Origin of the sequence: Haloarcula sebkhae, from assembly GCF_014647415.1 — an archaeon.
Classification (GTDB): Archaea; Halobacteriota; Halobacteria; order Halobacteriales; family Haloarculaceae; genus Haloarcula; species Haloarcula sebkhae.
Genome location: NZ_BMPD01000001.1, coordinates 369,099 through 386,690 on the forward strand (window position 1 = coordinate 369,099; position 17,592 = coordinate 386,690).

Annotated in this window: 19 protein-coding genes and 1 pseudogene; 9 read left to right on the top strand and 11 right to left on the bottom strand. The window is 63.8% G+C overall.

Annotation, left to right across the window (positions count from 1 at the left end):
• The first annotated feature begins 102 nt into the window (after positions 1-102).
• Positions 103-960: a DUF7093 family protein gene (locus tag IEY38_RS01870; RefSeq protein ID WP_188974877.1), complete on the top strand. Its 858-nt coding sequence runs from the start codon at positions 103-105 to the stop codon at positions 958-960.
• Positions 961-998: 38 nt separating this feature from the next.
• Positions 999-1,391: a DUF5611 family protein gene (locus IEY38_RS01875; protein ID WP_170097036.1), complete on the top strand. Its 393-nt coding sequence runs from the start codon at positions 999-1,001 to the stop codon at positions 1,389-1,391.
• A gap of 393 nt (positions 1,392-1,784) precedes the next feature.
• Here IEY38_RS01875 and IEY38_RS01880 read toward each other — a convergent pair whose 3' ends face one another.
• The 3 genes from IEY38_RS01880 to IEY38_RS01890 all read right to left on the bottom strand — a co-directional run bounded on the left by IEY38_RS01880 (position 1,785) and on the right by IEY38_RS01890 (position 3,974).
• Positions 1,785-2,552, bottom strand: a complete 768-nt coding sequence (locus IEY38_RS01880; RefSeq protein WP_170097035.1) for an ABC transporter permease — start codon at positions 2,550-2,552, stop codon at positions 1,785-1,787.
• Complete coding sequence (locus tag IEY38_RS01885) at positions 2,549-3,493, bottom strand: ABC transporter ATP-binding protein (protein WP_188974879.1); 945 nt, start codon at positions 3,491-3,493, stop codon at positions 2,549-2,551. Before IEY38_RS01885 ends, IEY38_RS01880 begins: the two co-directional genes overlap by 4 nt.
• A gap of 121 nt (positions 3,494-3,614) precedes the next feature.
• Complete coding sequence (locus tag IEY38_RS01890) at positions 3,615-3,974, bottom strand: cell division protein SepF (RefSeq protein WP_004514932.1); 360 nt, start codon at positions 3,972-3,974, stop codon at positions 3,615-3,617.
• Positions 3,975-4,140: 166 nt separating this feature from the next.
• Here IEY38_RS01890 and IEY38_RS21750 point away from each other — a divergent pair.
• Positions 4,141-4,537 (top strand): annotated as a pseudogene (locus IEY38_RS21750) (hypothetical protein).
• Between the two features lie 26 nt (positions 4,538-4,563).
• Here IEY38_RS21750 and IEY38_RS01900 read toward each other — a convergent pair.
• Positions 4,564-5,043, bottom strand: coding sequence for an RNA-binding protein (locus IEY38_RS01900; RefSeq protein WP_188974881.1), 480 nt, complete (start codon positions 5,041-5,043; stop codon positions 4,564-4,566).
• 95 nt (positions 5,044-5,138) lie between these two features.
• Here IEY38_RS01900 and IEY38_RS01905 point away from each other — a divergent pair, with 95 nt between their 5' ends.
• Entirely contained in the window at positions 5,139-6,050 is a 912-nt protein-coding gene (locus IEY38_RS01905) for a cobalamin-binding protein (RefSeq protein WP_188974883.1), read from the top strand.
• Here the strand turns inward: IEY38_RS01905 and IEY38_RS01910 are convergent.
• The 5 genes from IEY38_RS01910 to IEY38_RS01930 form a co-directional block, all read right to left on the bottom strand.
• Positions 6,047-6,418: a DUF5658 family protein gene (locus tag IEY38_RS01910; protein ID WP_188974885.1), complete on the bottom strand. Its 372-nt coding sequence runs from the start codon at positions 6,416-6,418 to the stop codon at positions 6,047-6,049. The genes IEY38_RS01905 and IEY38_RS01910 overlap by 4 nt on opposite strands.
• Positions 6,419-6,513: 95 nt before the next feature.
• The gene (gene ubaA / locus IEY38_RS01915; protein ID WP_005537487.1) at positions 6,514-7,329 is read right to left on the bottom strand and encodes an SAMP-activating enzyme E1; all 816 of its coding nucleotides are present in this window, start codon (positions 7,327-7,329) and stop codon (positions 6,514-6,516) included.
• Between the two features lie 82 nt (positions 7,330-7,411).
• Positions 7,412-8,398, bottom strand: coding sequence for a methyl-accepting chemotaxis protein (locus tag IEY38_RS01920; protein ID WP_188974887.1), 987 nt, complete (start codon positions 8,396-8,398; stop codon positions 7,412-7,414).
• An 89-nt stretch (positions 8,399-8,487) separates the two neighbouring features.
• The gene (locus IEY38_RS01925; protein ID WP_188974889.1) at positions 8,488-9,990 is read right to left on the bottom strand and encodes a carboxypeptidase M32; all 1,503 of its coding nucleotides are present in this window, start codon (positions 9,988-9,990) and stop codon (positions 8,488-8,490) included.
• A 98-nt stretch (positions 9,991-10,088) separates the two neighbouring features.
• Positions 10,089-11,171, bottom strand: a complete 1,083-nt coding sequence (locus tag IEY38_RS01930; RefSeq protein ID WP_188974891.1) for a M20 family metallopeptidase — start codon at positions 11,169-11,171, stop codon at positions 10,089-10,091.
• Between the two features lie 156 nt (positions 11,172-11,327).
• On the opposite strand from IEY38_RS01930, the gene IEY38_RS01935 reads away from it, so the two are divergent.
• The 3 genes from IEY38_RS01935 to IEY38_RS01945 all read left to right on the top strand — a co-directional run bounded on the left by IEY38_RS01935 (position 11,328) and on the right by IEY38_RS01945 (position 14,704).
• Entirely contained in the window at positions 11,328-13,205 is a 1,878-nt protein-coding gene (locus tag IEY38_RS01935; RefSeq protein WP_188974893.1) for a PINc/VapC family ATPase, read from the top strand.
• 118 nt (positions 13,206-13,323) lie between these two features.
• Complete coding sequence (locus IEY38_RS01940) at positions 13,324-14,145, top strand: YqcI/YcgG family protein (RefSeq protein WP_188974895.1); 822 nt, start codon at positions 13,324-13,326, stop codon at positions 14,143-14,145.
• Position 14,146: 1 nt separating this feature from the next.
• Positions 14,147-14,704, top strand: a complete 558-nt coding sequence (locus IEY38_RS01945; RefSeq protein ID WP_188974897.1) for a cysteine hydrolase family protein — start codon at positions 14,147-14,149, stop codon at positions 14,702-14,704.
• Positions 14,705-14,750: 46 nt separating this feature from the next.
• On the opposite strand, the gene IEY38_RS01950 is transcribed toward IEY38_RS01945, so the two are convergent.
• Positions 14,751-15,014, bottom strand: a complete 264-nt coding sequence (locus IEY38_RS01950) for a winged helix-turn-helix domain-containing protein (RefSeq protein ID WP_005537476.1) — start codon at positions 15,012-15,014, stop codon at positions 14,751-14,753.
• Between the two features lie 125 nt (positions 15,015-15,139).
• On the opposite strand from IEY38_RS01950, the gene IEY38_RS01955 reads away from it, so the two are divergent.
• Complete coding sequence (locus tag IEY38_RS01955) at positions 15,140-15,436, top strand: EMC6-like membrane protein (RefSeq protein ID WP_170097020.1); 297 nt, start codon at positions 15,140-15,142, stop codon at positions 15,434-15,436.
• A gap of 2 nt (positions 15,437-15,438) precedes the next feature.
• The gene (locus IEY38_RS01960; RefSeq protein WP_188974899.1) at positions 15,439-17,268 is read left to right on the top strand and encodes a ribosome biogenesis/translation initiation ATPase RLI; all 1,830 of its coding nucleotides are present in this window, start codon (positions 15,439-15,441) and stop codon (positions 17,266-17,268) included.
• A 58-nt stretch (positions 17,269-17,326) separates the two neighbouring features.
• Here IEY38_RS01960 and IEY38_RS01965 read toward each other — a convergent pair whose 3' ends face one another.
• Positions 17,327-17,542: a hypothetical protein gene (locus IEY38_RS01965; RefSeq protein WP_188974901.1), complete on the bottom strand. Its 216-nt coding sequence runs from the start codon at positions 17,540-17,542 to the stop codon at positions 17,327-17,329.
• Positions 17,543-17,592 lie beyond the last annotated feature (50 nt).

Below are 17,592 nucleotides of genomic sequence, written 5' to 3' on the forward strand. Positions count from 1 at the left end.
ACTGAAATTAACACATCACGGTCGTGAAACAGGTAGCGTTCTGTCACGAATGGCCGAGCCAACGGGCAGGGTTTAAGTACACCACGGTGGGAAGTTCTGGCAATGGGTCTCAAATGTTCCGTCCTCGGGCACAAGTACGGTGAGACCACCGTCGAGCGCGAGCGCGAAGAGCAGGGTAGCGAAGTCGTCATCACCATCCAGGAACGGGAGACCTGTGAGCGGTGTGGAAATACGCGAATCGTCTCAGAAAACAAGGAGGTAACGGCTATCGAGACGCCGTCGGACATCGCCAGTGACCTCGTCGAAGACGAGTCCGAGTCCGAAACGGTAGAACCCGAATCACCACCGACAGACGAACCGACTGACAGTACGGTCGAGTCCGATGATGAGGGTGCAGAGCGTTCGGACAGCTGGGACAGCGTCGACGACCCAGTCGAAACACCGGGTGACAGCGAGATCGGCGACGACGTCGTGGACGACGGCGAGCCGGTCGATCCGTCGGCCGACGATGCCGAGATCATCGACGACAGCGACGAGGAGGAAGAAGAGAGCGGCGACGTCGAGTTGGACGAGCCGACGACGACGGTCGACGTCCCGGACGCAGAGGGCGAGGAGCCGGTGACCGAAGACGAGACTGATCCGGAGAAGGACGACGGCCTCATCCTCGGCGAGGAAGAGGAATCGGAGTCGACCGACGACGACCGCCAGCCCGGTGAGTGGCCCGATGAGCCGGGAGACGACGGGGACGGCTGGTCGCCGGAGACGATGCCGGTCGACACCGGAACGGACGACGATTCGGATGTCGAGCCGACCAGCGATAGCGCCGTGACGGTTCCGGAAGGCGAGTTCGCCTGTCCGGAGTGTGGATTCACTACCGAGGTAGAATCGACATCGTTGCGCGCCGGGGACTTCTGTCCGGAGTGTCACAAGGGGTCACTTATCACCCGTGGCGAGGAGTGAACGCAAAGGGTAAGACAGCCCCTCGCAAAAACTCGCCCATGCGAGAGTACAAGATGCGACGGGGCGAGCATCTCGAAGACCGCGTCCCTGACATGGAAGCGTTCGTCGAGGAGTACTTCGGCGAGGTAACGGATACAGAAGAGTACGAGGGCAACGACCTACTGGTCGTCGACGACCCCGACAACCCCGTGTTCGACCGTGTTGTCGCGGGCCGCGTCGAGTATGGCTCCAAGAAGGACAAGCTCGCGCTCCACATCGACGAGCGACCGGCAGAGGATGTCATCGCCGAGGGCAACGTCGATGCGGCCGAGGACGCCGTCGCCGTGAAGAACGATTTCCTGGAAGAAGCAACCGACCGCGACGCGAAGGCGCGACGCGATTCGCTGAAGCGCTCGGTCGAGGACGACGCCGACGCCCCGGACAACGTCTAACGGCGGTCGTCGGGCGCACAATGTCCACGAGTGCCGGCAGGCTGATACTGCGTATCGGTTCGGCACGGCCCGCGTAGGCATCCGGAAATTCTTCGATATCGACACTGAGTACCGCCAGTATCACGCAGCGTCAGACGGGCGTCACATCTAAATACGCTTGTGACATAAGTTCACATACGCCTCTCCCGGAGGCGCGCACAAGTATCCGGGGCACGAGACACCCCTCGTGTTGCCACGGAGCCAGCTCCGGGGCAGCCTGTCATAGTTTGTCCGCCCGCCGGAGCGGACCCAATCCGGCATTCGCGGCCAGGTCAATTACCAAGCCAGCATTCCCGTTTTATCGGAAGGATATTCGCGGAAAAATAAGCCGTTGATCGGAAGATTCGACAGGCGCTATTCGGCAAGTCCGTAGCCGCGTCTGAACAGCACGTAGTCGATTGACAGCACGACCACGGTCGTTCCGGTCAGGACGGCCAGTGATGTGTTCGGGTCTATTTCGGTGACGCCGATCATCCCGTAGCGGACGCCGTTGACCATGTACACCATCGGGTTGAGCAGCGAGACGCTCCCCCAGAATTCCGGGAGTTCTTCGAGCGAGTAGAACACCGCGCCGAAGAACACCAGCGGGCGGAGGATGAACTGGTTCATCACCGTGAGGTAGTCGAAGTCGCTCGACCAGAGGCCGCCGATGACGCCGAGCCCGCCGAACAATGTGGTAATCACCAGCAGGAACGAGACGAGATATACGGGGTTGGGGACTGAAACCGAGGTGAATATCAGCCCCACGCCGATGATCAGCAGCGACGTGACGATTCCCCGGAGCGCGCTGGCCGAGACGTAGGCCGCCACCATACTTCGGTTCGACATCGGCGAGGTGAGAACAGCCTGGATATAGTCATTCCAGCGCCCGTGGAAGATAGTGAAGGAGGCGTTCTCGAAGCTGTCCGAGATGGCCCCGAGCACAACCAGTCCGGGCAGGACGAACTGGAGATAACTCCTGCCCGCGATCTCCCCAATCTGGCTCCCCAGAATCACACCGAACACGGAGAAATAGAGCGCGTTCGTAATGATCGGCGGGAGGAAGGTGTTGTACGGGCGGCGGACGAACCGGAGGATTTCCCGACGGACCAGCGTCAGGAACTGCGTCGCGTTCTGATTCATGCGGACACCTCCGCGTACTCGCGGTCGTCGCGGGTCATGTCGACGAACACCTCTTCGAGCGACGCGCGGCGGATGTCCAGCGAGGTGACGGTGTGGCCCTGTGCTTCGAGTTCCCGCATGATCGACGGCGCGGTCTGGCTCCCGCCCATCGCAGTGACGGCCAGCCCCTCGTCGGTCAGTTCGATGTCAGTAATGCCCTCAACGTCGAGTCTCGGGGCCGTCCGCGGCATCTCGGCGAGTTCGAGGACGATGGTATCCGTCCCGCGGGCCATCAGGTCGTCGGGGGCCGCCACCTCGACCTTCTGTCCGTCGTCCATGATCGCGACCCGGTCACAGAGGCGCTCGGCCTCCTCGATGTAGTGGGTCGTCAGCAGAATCGTCGTGCCGGCGTCGTTCATCCGGTTGATGATCTCCCAGAGGTCGTGGCGGAGCTGGACATCAACCCCGGCCGTCGGCTCGTCGAGGATGAGCAGATCCGGGTCGGAGACCAGCGCACGGGCGAGGACGAAGCGGCGTTTCATCCCGCCGGAGAGCCAGTCGAAGCGCGTGTCGCGCTTGTCCCAGATGCCGACCGTCTTCAGGGCGTCTTCGGCGCGATCTCGGGCCTCGGCCCGACCGATGCCATGGTAGCCCGCCTTGTGTTCGAGTACCTCAATGATGGGGAAGAAACGGTCGACGTTGAACTCCTGTGGCGCGACGCCGATTCGGTCGCGAGCCTCCCGGTAGTCGTCTTCCACGTCGAAGCCAAACACCTCGGCAGTCCCGCGGTCCTTGTGGACGAGGCCGACCAGCGTGTTGATGAACGTCGTCTTGCCGGCGCCGTTCGGGCCGAGGAGTCCGAAGAACTCACCCTGATCGACTGTCAGGTCCAAATCGTCGAGCGCCTGGACGTCGCCGTAGCGCTTCTGTAACCCACTGGCGCGTATCGCCGGTTCAGTCATTGCCGCCCTTAGCGTGGCGACACCGAAAAACGCATTGAAGCCCCCGAAAACCGGCAGTTAGACTGAGACGAACTGACAGGAAAGACAACGCGGAGCGGTACCGTAAAGAAGGGAACAGCCCCTACCGACCGAGGCGCTCGCGGGAGATACCGACGCCAGCCGGCGTGATGATGAGCTGGTCATCGTCCTTCTGGACGATGTCGCCGCCGACCTCGTTGGCGACCTGCTTGAGTTCGTCGCTGATGTGTTCCATCGTCCGGTCCTGCGTGGAGTGGCGCGTGATGTCCGCGACGACCACGTCGCCGTCGTAGACGGCGTCTTTGATGTCGATGACGTCCTGCTTGTCGCTGATACGGGCGATCCGGACCTGGCGCTCGAGTTCCGTCCCGGTCATCTCGAATTCGTTCGCGTCCAGTTCGACGTAATCCTCGGTGTTCCGAGAGGATCCAGACTCCCCGAGGATCTTGCTCATCAGTCCCATGTCACTCACGGCGTGCGCTACCCGTTTCAACTTTTCGTCCATCGAGCGTATTGCCATAGCACCCCCTGAGCAGACGTGGTGACGGCCGAGAACGGCCTGCGATGCATAAAACGTTATTCAGATGATGGAACGAATACTGACACTGATACGCACGTCCTCCATTAGGATGACTCCCAGCACCATCGCAGCCGTCGATGGCGTGCTCTATGCCATCGGCGTGCTGTCGTGGCTGTTTGCAAACGGCGTCCATTTCTCGTCGCAGGACCCGACAAAACTCGTGTTCGGGGCCGGCTACGCCGCCGTTGGGATGGTCCTCGTAGCCGCCGTCGCTGTATCTCTGTAGCCGCCTTTCGCTTGTCACGCCGGTCCTCGTGACGATCTGGCTGCTTGGCAACACAGTGTCTCAGTGGCTGTACGGGACACATCTCCACCCGCTGTCGTCGTATCTCACCGTCTGGCCGTTGCTACTCGGGGTGGCCGTGGGCGCTGACGTGGGCGAAGCGGTTGTTAGAATCAGCATAGACCGTTCCCTCGACCGATTCGGGCTCCGACCGCTGGTGTGACCGGAGTACGATACCAGTGGATCGCGCTACACCGAGAACTCGAACAGGTCGTCGCCGACGTGGTGGAGCGATTTGACGACTTTCCCGCTGTCGCCGACCATGTCGTCGCCGTCGGTCTGTGCACGGCCGACAGCGAGGAACTTCCCGTGGGACTCCTCGTTGATGACGACAAGGTCGCCCTCACTGACGTCATCGTCGGCCTCGGTGATACCTGGCCGCATGATGTCAGCGCCGTCCGAGACAAAGGAGACGGCCCCGGCGTCGACAGTGACGATGTGTTTCTGGGGCGGATGCTGATTGGCACCTTGTACTGTGAGGAACGGTTCGCCGTTCAGATAGAGGACGAGCGGGTCGCCGTCGACGAGGACGACGTCCCAGTCGCTGTCGTCGAACTCGACCTTTTCGAAGCTGTCCGCGTCGAGTTCAACACCGAGGTTCTCCGACAGCGCCGTCGTGATGGTGTCGACCTCGTCCGAACGGAGGTGGTGTCGCGACTTGACTTCCATGCCCGCGTCTCGTCGGCGACAGAGGGTAAGCGTAACGAAGCGCGCGGGCGATGTGGCGGACGCAAGCTTTTGTTCGCGCGGGCCAAGGTCGGGGTATGCGAGTCGTCACGCTCCTGCCCTCGGCGACGGAGATCGTCTACGCGCTCGGCGTCGAGCCGGTCGGTGTCTCACACGAATGTGACCATCCGCCGGCAGCCCGCGAGAAGCCGTCGGTCAATCGGTCGCGCGTCGATCCGACGGCGTCGAGCGGCGAGATCAACGAGCAGGTCGCGGCTGCCGAAGAGAGTGACGGCGTCTACGCCATCGACCACGAGACACTCGCGGAACTGGAGCCAGACCTCATTGTCACCCAAGGCGTCTGTGACGTGTGTGCCGTCGACCACGTGGTTGTCGCCGAAGCCGTCGAGGAACTGGGGCTGGACGCCGACGTACTGACGCTTGATGTCCACAGCCTCGATGATCTGTTCGAGTCCATCCACCGGGTCGGCGCGGCGGTCGAGCGCGACGAGCGCGCCGCCGAACTCGTTGCGGACCTCCGGGACCGCGTCGCAGCAGTGGAAACGACAGCGACGCGGGCCGAGACGGCCCCTCGCGTGGCGGTACTCGACTGGCTCGACCCGGTGATGGCTGCCGGGCACTGGGTCCCGGAGATGATCGAGATGGCGGGCGGCACCTACGGGATGGAGGAAGACGGCGCTCACTCCCGGCCGCGCGAGTGGAAAGAAGTCGTCGAATACGACCCAGAGGTGCTGGTGGCCGCACCGTGTGGCTTCGACGTGGCACAGACCCGCGAGAACCTCACAGACCTGACCAGACGACCCGGGTTCGACGACCTGACTGCGGTTCGGGACGGCCGGGCGTACGTGATGGACGGTCACCACTACGTGAATCGATCCGGGCCGCGGCTCGTGGACACGCTCGAGTTCCTGGCGGCGCTCGTCCACCCAGATCTGTTCGAGACACCGCCGCGGGACGCCGTCGTAGAACTCGGGACAGTTCGGGCCTAAGCGGCGGCTGCGGCCAGACCGACGTAAGTGTTACCGAGGACGACAACCGCGCCGAGGACGACGACAGACAGGAGCCAGGCCCGCCACAGCGGGACCCGCTCGACCACGTCACGACACTCCAGCAGGACGACGCCGACGTAGAGGACGACTGCCATCTTCAGCGCAATCACGAGCAGCGGTTCGTGGATAAGGAGGACTCGTATCCACGGGTTGGCCTCCAGCCCCGGCCCGGCGAACTGCGCGGCGAACAGCGTCGACAGCGCGTCGCCGAAGCCCCAGACGAGCACCAGCGAGAACACCAGTTCGACGTAGCTGGGCTTCTCAAAGCGAACTGAGAAGGGGTGAGAGGCGTGGTCAGGACGGGACATGTGGGTCGTTGTCCCGACTCGTGGCTATCGTGACATAAACCTCGGTTCCGCAGTATCAGCCGTGAGAATCAGACAGGAGAATGGAGCGGTTCCAGTCAGTCCTCGGCGAGCGAACAGCGACCCTCGTAGCTAGCGTCGGCGACGCTGGCGATAGCGGGGTCGTCGCCGCACACCGGGCAGTCGGGTTTGGCAGCGACAGGGATCTCCTCAAAGGACATCTCGGCGGCGTCGTAGGCGACGAGTCGCCCCTCCAGCGTCTCGCCGTAGTCCATTGCGAGTTTGACGACTTCGGTCGCCTGCATGCATCCGATAGTGCCCGGCAGGACACCGAGAACGCCCGCAGTCGCGCAGTCGGGGACGGTGCCCTCCGGTGGGGCCTCGGGGAACAGACAGCGGTAACATGGGCTGTCGCCCGAGAACGTCGTCACCTGCCCCTCGAACTGGAAGATCGCCCCGTGGGAGAACGGCGTGCCCGAGAGCGTGCAGGCGTCGTTGACAAGAAAGCGCGTGGCGAAGTTGTCGGAGGCGTCGACGACGATGTCGTAGTCAGCCACTAGATCGGTCGCGTTCTCCCGCGCCAGCCGCAGTTCGTGGCGGTCGACGGTCACGTCGGGGTTGAGCCCGGTCACGAATTCGGCGGCGCTGTCGACCTTTGGCCGGCCAACGTCGTCATCACCGTGGATGACCTGCCGCTGGAGGTTCGACCGCTCGACCACGTCGTCGTCAACGATCCCGAGCCGGCCGATGCCCGCAGCCGCGAGGTACTGGAGGACTGGTGCGCCGAGGCCGCCGGCCCCGACGACCAGTACATCGGTGTCGAGCAGCGCGGCCTGGCCCTCCGGCCCGACGTCGTTCATGATGATGTGCCGGGAGTAGCGGTCAAGCTGTTCTGGGTCCAGATCCGGTCGCATAGTGGTCGTACGCCACCCGGAGAAATAAACGACTGGTTCGTCTCGAGTGTTTTGAGCTGTAGGGCCGAGATGTCCAACCGGCTCAGTTGTTGCGCTGGAGGTCCGCAACGAGGTCGTCTATCGCCTGATTGATCTCGGTGAGCAGATCTGTTTGCTCATCGGATTCGTCGGCGATATCGGCCGTGCTGTCGGCGATATCCTTGGCTGTGTCCGCGGACTGGTCGATCATGCTGGCCACTTCCTCGGTCGAGGCGGCCTGCTGGTCCGTAGCCGTCGCGACCTCCTCGATGCCGTTGTTGACTTCGCGGACGGTGTCGTCGATCTCTTCGAGGATTTCGGTCGATTCCTCGACGGTGTCGATCCCATCGTCGATCTCCTCGTTGCTCTCTTCGAGGCTCTCGACGGCGTTTTCGGTATCGTCCTGAATGCCGTCGATCATCTGCTCGATGGTCGTCGCCTGCTCCTGTGACTCCTCGGCGAGGCTCTTGACCTCGTTTGCGACGACGGCGAACCCCTCACCCGCTTCGCCGGCGCGAGCGGCCTCGATGGACGCGTTCAGCGCCAGCATGTTGGTCTGGTCGGCGATGTCGTTGATGACGTCGACGATCTCGTCGATCTCCTGAACGCTCTCCTGAATCGTCTTGACGTCCTCGGCAACGCTGTCGGCCGCCTGCTGGATGTTCTCCATCGCCTCGTGGACATCGTCAGCGTTCCCCTGCCCGCGCTCGGCGAGTTCCTTCGCTTCGCGGGAGGCCGCGGACACCTCTTCGGACGACGAGGCGATCTGCTCGACCGACGCAGAGAGGTTCGACACTTCGTTTGCGATGTCTGTCAGGCTCTCGTACTGCTCGGCGGCCTGTTCGCGGATGTCGGCGGTTTCCTCCGCGATGCCGACTGACGACCCCTCCAACTCGGACAGCATCGTCTGAATCTCGCTTGCGGCAGCGTGACTGTAGCCGGCCTCCGTGTCGATATTCTCCGAGATATCACTCTGAATGTCCGCGCCGATATTGTCGTCGATCCCCGAACCTGTTTGACCCCGTACATTTTCCGTCGGTCTCTCAGCCATAGTAGTCGTCACAATGGACGGGGAATATAAAACGAGTTGCCCAATAGTATCAGAGTCGATATCTGGAACGGCGTTCGTCGACCATCGTGTCAGCAGTCGTACAGCGTGCGGTACTTCTCATCGGCGTAGTTGAGGAAGTGCTCAGCGGTGAAGGTTTCACCCGTCGCTTCTTCCACGAGGTCGTCAGTCCGATAGCGTGCGCCGTGCTGATGGACGTTCTCGGTGAGCCAGTCGTGGATCGGGTCGAACTCGCCGGCGCGGACGTGGTCGTCGAAGCCGTCGATGTCCTGCCGAGCGTGGTGGTCCAGTTGCGCGGCCAGCACCGACCCGAGCGTGTAGGTCGGGAAGTAACCGAAGGACCCGTTGGTCCAGTGGATGTCCTGCAGACAGCCCTCGGCGTCGGTGTCGGGACGGACGCCGAGATACTCCTCCATCTTGTCGTTCCAGACCGCCGGCACGTCCGCCACGTCGAGGTCCCCGCGGATGAGGTCGCGCTCGATTTCGAAGCGGACGATGATGTGCATATGGTAAGTCAGTTCGTCCGCTTCGACCCGGATGAGATTGTCGTCGTACACCTCGTTGAACGCTTCGTAGAACTGCTGGGCGGTGGCGTCAGTCCCGAGGTGGTCGTTGGCCGTCTCAGTGAAGAAGTCCCAGAACGGGCGTGAACGACCGACGTGGTTCTCCCAGAAGCGGGACTGTGACTCGTGGACCGAGAGGTCGCGGTTGTCGCCCAGCGGCGTGCCGTACTGCTCCTGTGGCAGGCCGAGCGTGTAGGTGGCGTGGCCGAACTCGTGGATGGTCGAGCCCAGCGCGTCTAGCGGGTCCTCGGGGGTGAAGCGGGTAGTGACGCGGGCGTCGAACTGTGTCCCCATCGAGAACGGGTGGGGCGCGGTGTCGAGGCGGCCGCGGTCCCAGTCGTACCCTAGCGTGTCCAGCGCCGTCTCGACGAGGGCGTGCTGTGTGTCGTCGTCGTACGTCCCCTCGAACGGGTCCGCAAGCGTCACGTCGCTGTCGGCGATGTCGTCGATGAGCGGGACGAGCGCGTCTCGCAGGTCCGTCAGCACGTCCTCGGCGGTGTCGATGCCGAGGTACGGTTCGTATTCCTCGAACAGCACCTCGTAGGGGTCACGGTCGGGGTCGATGGCGGCGGCGTACTCCCGGCGGAGTTCTACGAGTTCTTCGAGCGTGTCAGCGAAGGCGTCGAAGTCGTCCTCGGCCTTGGCCTCCTTCCAGACCGGCAGGGCGTTCGAGGACGCCTCGGAAATGCGTTCGACCAGATCGGCGGGAACCTTGGTGGCCCGCTCGTGGTCCTGCCGGACCTCCCGGACGACAGCCGCCTGCTCGGGGTCGAGGTCGGCATCGTCGAGTTCGTCCAGCCAGTCGGCCAGGTCGTCGTCAGTCAGCAGTTCGTGATGGAGCGTGGAGATGGCGGAGGTCTGCTTCGCCCGGGCCGGCGTGCCGGCGTCGGGCATCATCACCTGCTGGTCCCAGTTGAGGACGCCGCCGGCGTCCTGGACGTAGTGGAGGCGGCGGACGTGGTCGAGGAACTGCTCGTACGTGGACTCGGTGTCCTCGCTCGCTGTTGCCATACGGCGGGGTTAGGCTGGCGACGGTAAAGACCCGATGCCGCCGGTAAGGGGTGCACTGGCTAACAGGGCATATCAAGGCGACACGGAACAGTCGCCAATCACTCGGACGGCCACGACTCGGCGACGCGCTCGTAGACGTTCCGACATCGTTCGACGACGGTTAGCGACACGCTCTCGTCGGCGGTGTGTGCCTCGCCGGGTTCGGCCGCGCCGACAACGACGCAGTCCGTTCCGGCCTGGGCGAGCCAGCCGGCATCGGTCGCGTGCGGTTTGACGACGTGTTCGGGTGTAGCGTCCTGAGCCGCGGTAGCGGCGTCCAGCACCCTCTCCGCGAAGTCGGCGTCCCCACAGGCCATCGGCGGGAGGTCCTGGTCAACGCGCCAGGACACACCGTCGATGGCTTCGACCCTATCAAGCGGTGCGCGCTCGTCGGGGACCGTCCGCTCGTCGACGGTGACCGCACAGCGCTCTGGGATGACGTTCCAGGCCGAACCCCCGTCAATCTCGGTGGCGGCGACGCTCCCGTTCATCTCGTGGCCGAGAACTGTCGTCGACGGGAAGTCGAGGTCCCGAACCACGTCGACGGCGTCGGTCGCGCGGTAGATGGCGTTCGTGCCCGCGTCGGGTTCGCTGGCATGGGCCGCCGCGCCTTCAGCAACAATAGTCGATCCGCGCCGACCTTTGTGCGCGACGGCCACATCCGTGACACCGGGTGCAGAGTAGCCGGTCGACCCCTCACCGACGACGGCGTAGTCGGGCGCGAAGCCATCCTCGATAGCGGCCTGGCAGCCGACCCCGCCCTGTTCCTCGCCGACGAAGGAGGCGAAGACCAGTTCGCTGGCGGGGTCGGCGTCCCGGAAGGCCAGCATCGCCGCGGCGACACACCCTTTCATGTCCGCCGCACCACGGCCATAGAGGCGGCCGTTGCGTTCCTCGATGACGTACTCGCCGTCGGCGTCGACCTGCGACTCGTCCGGCGGGACGACGTCGTGGTGGCCGACAAGTGCCAGCGAGTCGTCGCCATGGCCCTTTCGCGCGATGACGTTGCCGTGGTCGTCACGGCTGACGCGTGCATTGGTGTGCTCCCGTAGCCACGTCAGGATATACTCCCCCGCAGCCGCTTCGTCGTCGTGACTGGAGATCGAAACGAGGTCGTGAGTCAGCGACGGCAGCGTCTCCATACCGTGGTTCGGGAGCGCGGACAGCAAAAAATCCGCGGCGCGCTCGCGGGTTCGTGGTCTAACTGCTCGGAAAGACTGCCAAGCACTGCCCGCCCCGACCGATATCGGAGCGGGAGACTCCACACCCTTATCAACGGCAGTCTCCAACGTTCGCGTATGGAAATTGTACCGGACACGAGCGTGGTCATCGACGGCCGCGTGTCCGACCAAGTGAAGGCCGATGCCGACCCCGACACGGATGTCGACGGCATGGGCTTTGCCGGCGCGACGGTCGTCGTTCCCGAGGCCGTCGTCGGCGAACTCGAAGCACAGGCGAACGACGGCCGCGAGACGGGCTGGGAGGGGCTCGAAGAACTCCAGACGCTCGTCGATCTGGCCGAAGACGGCCTCATCGACGTGGAGTACGTGGGCCGACGGCCCGACGCCATCGAGAAGCGCGAGGCTGGCGAAGGGCAGATCGACGCGCTCATCCGGGACATCGCCGGTGACCGCGACGCCACGCTCGTGACCAGCGACGACGTACAGGCCGAAGTCGCCCGCGCAAAGGGGCTCGCCGTGGAGTTCGTCGAGCCGGTAAAGCGGACGGTCGACCGCCTGCAGATCGAGAACTTCTTCGATGAGGGGACGATGAGCGTCCACCTCAAGGTCGGTGTCGAGCCCTACGCCAAGAAGGGCTCTATCGGCGACATGCAGTACACGCCGATCCGCGACAGCCCCGCGACGGAGAGCGAACTCCGGGAGTACGCCGCCGACATCGAGGAAAGCGCACGCGCATCGCCGGACGGCTTCCTCGAACTCGACGAGCCCGGCATGACCATCACCCAGTTCCGGGACTTCCGGATCGCCATCGCGCGGCCGCCGTTCTCGGACGCACTCGAAATCACGGCCGTGCGGCCCATCGTCAAGACCGAACTGGACGACTACGAGTACGCGGACCAGCTCCGGGACCGCTTCACCGAACACCAGCGCGGCGTCCTCATCTCCGGCTCGCCCGGGGCCGGGAAATCGACGTTCGCACAGGCCGTCGGGGAGTTCCTCGTCGACGCCGACTATGCAGTCAAGACGATGGAGAAACCGCGAGACCTCCAGGTCGGCCCGAACATCACGCAGTACACCGAACTCGGCGGCTCGATGGAGAAGACCGCCGACTCGCTGCTGATGGTCCGGCCGGACTACACTATCTACGACGAGGTCCGCAAGACCGACGACTTCGAGGTGTTCGCGGACATGCGACTGGCCGGCGTCGGCATGGTCGGCGTCGTCCACGCGACCCGCGCCATCGACGCGCTCCAGCGCCTCATCGGCCGCGTCGAACTCGGGCTCATCCCCCAGATCGTCGACACCGTCGTCTACATCGAAGCTGGGGAAGTCGACACGGTCTACGACGTGACGACCGAAGTCAAGGTCCCACAGGGGCTGATGGAAGAGGACCTCGCGCGACCGGTCATCATGGTTCAGGACTTCGAGACCGGTCGGCCGGAGTTCGAGATCTACACCTTCAACAACCAGGTCGTCACCGTCCCGCTGAACGACGACGAGGACGAGCAGGACTCCGGCGTCGACCGCCTCGCCAAACAGGAGGTCGAACGCGAGATCCGCTCCATCGCCCGCGGCCACGTCGAAGTCGAACTCCGTGGCCCGAACACCGCCGTCGTCTGGGTCGAGGACGACGACATCTCGCAGGTCATCGGCAAGGGCGGCGGTCGCATCTCCGACGTGGAGAACCGCCTCGGTATCGACATCGACGTGCGGACCTTCGAAGAACGACCGTCCGGGCCGTCGGGCGGCCCCCAGACTGAATCCGGCGGCAAGCAGGGCGAAATCGTCCAGCCGGAAGTCACCTCGCGGCACGTCATCGTGCCGCTCGACGGTCACGGCGGCGACACGGTCGAACTGCAGGCCGACGGCGAGTACCTCTTTACCGCGACCGTCTCACGGGGCGGCGAGATTCAGGTCTCGCGCGGGTCAGGCATCGCCGAAGAACTGGAGCGAGCCATCGACCGCGGGAGCACGATTACCGTCGTGCCGTCGTAGAATATCATAGCGGCCGCAGGGTTCGGCGAGCAGGGCAGTCATGCGGTTAGCGCCCGGAGAGTCGGGCTGAGCCGGCGAAAACGACAGCTAAATTCCGGTGGAGGCCAACCATTTACATATGACCGACGCAGTCGTCGGTAGGCTACAAGACCAGGAGACGCTGGCCGCCCGGGTGGAGCGTGGCGACGCGCCTGATTGGGTCGGGGCCCACTGGCGGACCTTCCGTGATGGACTGACCGGTGAGCGAAACGGCTCCCCGTTCCCCTGTTTCTTCGGCGCTGAGTCAGTTCGGGACGGTGAGCCGCTGTACACGGCTGTCCCGTCGATGAGCGACGCGGACGCGCTGTTCGACCTCGGCCAGACACTCCTGAAGTATCTTGACACCTACCAAGACCACAGCGAGCGGGCCTCGCTAGTGACCTTCTTCCGGCCACCCGAACGGCCACTGACAGAGGCCGAGTACCACGACCGACTCTGGCACATTCTTCAGTTCCTCCACGTCCACGACCCGGAGCCGTGGCCCGAGGATATTCCGACTGACCCGGACGACCCTCACTGGGAGTTCTGTTTCGGCGGCAAGCCGATGTTTCCGACCTGCCGCGCGCCGTTCTACGACACGCGAAAGAGCCGCTACTGTCCGGTCGGGCTGGAAATTACGTTCCAGCCCCGGTCACTGTTCGAGGACCTGAACGTCACAGCCGACACCGAGGCCGGCCAGCACGCCCGCGATATCATTCAGGGACGGCTGGAGGAGTACGATGGCGTCTGTCCCCACGCCGATCTAGGCGACTGGGGCGTCGAGGGCGACCGAGAGTGGCCCCAGTATATGCTGTCGTCGGACGAGGACGCGTCGCCGGACCAGTGTCCGATCACCGTGACGCGCGAGCATCCGAAATCGAAGTGGCTCGTCGAGATGCCCGCACCGGAGCCGGCCGACTGAAATGATCGACCTTTCCGAGACGCCGGTGCTCGTGCTGGTAGATTTCCAGCAGGGGTTCGACGATCCGGCGTGGGGGACGCGGAGCAACCCCGACGCCGAGGCGAACGCGGCACGCCTGCTTACAGCGTGGCGAGAGCGCGGTCTGCCAGTTGCGCACGTCCGGCATAACTCAACGGAGTCGGAGTCGCCGCTTCGACGCGGTGGACCGGGATTCGCGTTCAAACCTGAACTGGGGCCCGACTCGGGGGAAGCGACGTTTGAGAAGCGCGTCAACGGCGCGTTCGTCGACACCGGACTGGCGGACTGGCTTCGCGACAACGCTTACGAGGCGCTTGTCATCTGTGGCCTGACGACTGACCACTGCGTCTCAACGACGACGCGGATGGCCGAAAACCGCGGGTTCGATGTCGTCGTCCCGGGCGACGCGACGGCGACGTTCGACCGAACGCTCGACGGGGAACGCTTCGAACCGGACCTCGTCCATCGAACGGCGCTGGCGCAACTGCGTGGTGAGTTCGCGACGATCGCGACGACGGACGACGTGGTCGCGTCGCTGTAACGGCAAGCTCCTGACCGCGCTGGGAAACAACGAGCGAGAAGGCGAGTCAGTCCGAAACTGCGGCGTCTGCTTCTGCCGGTTGTTCGGTAATCTCGTAGAGGTTCTGTCGCGCGTCGGCGAAGTACACGTCTTCTTCGATAACACCGACTTCGTCGAGTCGTTCCAGAGCGTAGCGGACGGTCCGTGCCGAAAGCATCGACTCCTCGACGATGCCTTTCTGTGTCAGTGGGCCGTCGTACTCCAGAACCTTGTACACGAGCTTTGCGCTCGGCGGAAGGTCTGCGATGGCCTCCCCATCAGAGTCCGTCATTACCCGTAATCACAAGCGCCGGGCGCATAAAGATTGAGGAGTCAGTCTCACCGGCACATGCATTTGCGACCGCGTCACAGTGCTGAACCGCGCACCTTTTGGTTGCGGGTAGTGGAACGTGTGGTATGGCTACGGAAACGGCGGACGGAATGAGCTCCCATATGCGGGGGCTCTCTGTCACGACGCTGACAGCCGTCGCTGGCATCGCCGCCGCGTTTGGTTCCAACGCGCTAGCGGCCACGCCAAACGACCCACAAGGCGTGCTCGTCCTCGCGGTCGCTATCGCAGCACAGTTCCCGATTCTGCGGGTGATCGGCATCGACACGGACGACCTCTCGACGAAGGACGTGCTCTACGTCGGCTTCATGACGTTCGCACTGTGGTTCGTTTCGTGGGGCATCCTGCTGACGACGGGAGCGTAACGATGGCCGAGGACAGTATCGCCGTCGTCGACCTTGAGCGGTGTCAGCCCGACCGCTGTAACTACGAGTGCATGAACTACTGCCCGCCCAACCGCAGCGGGAAAGAGTGCATCGTCAAGCGGGAAGACGAGTACGAGGAGGACGAGCCTTTCGAGGGCCAGCCCGATCAGGTCCGCATCTCCGAGGAAATCTGTCTGGGCGAGTCCTGCGGTATCTGCGTGAACAAGTGTCCGTTCGACGCGATCGAGATCATCAACCTCCCACAGGAGCTGACCGACGAGCCGGTCCACCGCTACGGGGAGAACGCCTTCGCGCTGTACGGGCTCCCAAGCCCTGCTGAGGGGCAGGTCACCGGGATTCTCGGCCCGAACGGTATCGGAAAGACCACCGCTGTGCGCATCCTCGCCGACGAGATGCAGCCCAATCTGGGGCGCTACGGCGAGGAACCGAACTGGGACGAAATTCTCGACGAGTACCGCGGGACCGCCCTGCAGGAGTATCTCGAACAGATGCGCGACGGCGACGTGACCGTCGCTCGCAAGCCCCAGTACGTCGACCGGATCCCGGACCAGTTCGACGGCAAGGCCCGGCAGCTACTCGACCAGACTGACGAACGTGGCGACCTCGACTATCTCATCGAGCGAACCGGCATCGGCCCGGTCGTCGACAACCACATCGACGACCTCTCCGGCGGGGAACTCCAGCGGGTCGCGCTCGTCGCCACGCTGGCGCGGGACGCAGACTTCTACTTCCTCGACGAGATCACGCCGTATCTGGACATCGGCCAGCGGATGACCGCCGCGCGGCTCATCCGCGAACTCGCCGAAGACGAGGACCGCTCGATGCTCGTCGTCGAGCACGACCTCGCGATTCTGGATCTGCTCGCGGACAACATCAACGTCGCCTACGGGACGCCCGGCGCGTTCGGTATCATCACGCCGCCCAAATCGACGAAGAAGGGCATCAACGAGTACCTCTCGGGCTACCTCGAAAACGAGAACATGCGCGTCCGCCAGACGGAAATCGAGTTCGAGGAACACGCACCGCGGACCGCATCCGCTGGCGACGTGGTCATCGAGTACCCCGAACTCCAGAAGAGCTACGGCGACGGCGAGTTCTCACTAGACGTCGAGGCCGGCACCATCCGCGAGAGCGAGGTGCTGGGCGTCGTCGGCCCGAACGGCATTGGGAAGTCCACGTTCGCGAAGATGCTTGCCGGCCGGCTGGAACCGACTGCGGGCAAGATCGACACCAGCCTCGACATCGCCTACAAGCCCCAGTACATCGAGATCGATCAGCCGATGCGGGTCGACGCGTTCCTCGCGTCGATTACGGACGACTTCGGCAGTTCCTACTGGAACACCGAAATCGCACAGCCGCTCCAACTCGAATCGGTGATGGAACAGCAACTCACCGACCTCTCTGGCGGGGAACGCCAGCGGGTCGCCATCGCGGCCTGCCTCTCGAAGGACGCCGACCTCTACCTGCTTGACGAGCCTTCGGCCCATCTGGACGTGGAACAGCGGGTGATGGCGACCTCGGCCATCCGGCGCTACGCCGAGAACCACGACGCGACGGCGATGGTCATCGATCACGACATCTACATGATCGACCTGCTGGCCGACCGCCTGCTCGTCTTCGATGGCGAGCCGGCCAAGAACGGCCACGCCGCGCCGCCACAGGGCATGCGCGAGGGCATGAACGAGTTCCTCCAGAACCTCGACATCACGTTCCGCCGCGACGAGCGGACCTCCCGGCCGCGAATCAACAAGCCCGACTCGCAACTGGACCGCGAGCAGAAGAACGCCGGCGAGTACTACTACGCGCCGTAGGCACAGCGTGGTCGGGACTGGAGACAGCAGGATTGGACCGCATTATACCCTACGAGAATTACGCCGCGGGATCACTGTCACTGCCCGTCTCAGACCCCGCAACCGCATCGTCTAACCCGTCGGCGACTTCTTCTGGATCGAACTCCTCGTCAGGGTCGAGTTCGCGGTCCGTCTGCTCGTCTGTCTGAGACTCAGTAACCGCTTCATCACCAGTGACCGTCACGAAGATGTCTCGCAGTTCCGCAACGCGTTCGGGGGACTGACTCTTGCTCATCGCGTATGTGTACAAGTACCACAGAAGTGTAGGCGCTATACCGAATCAGT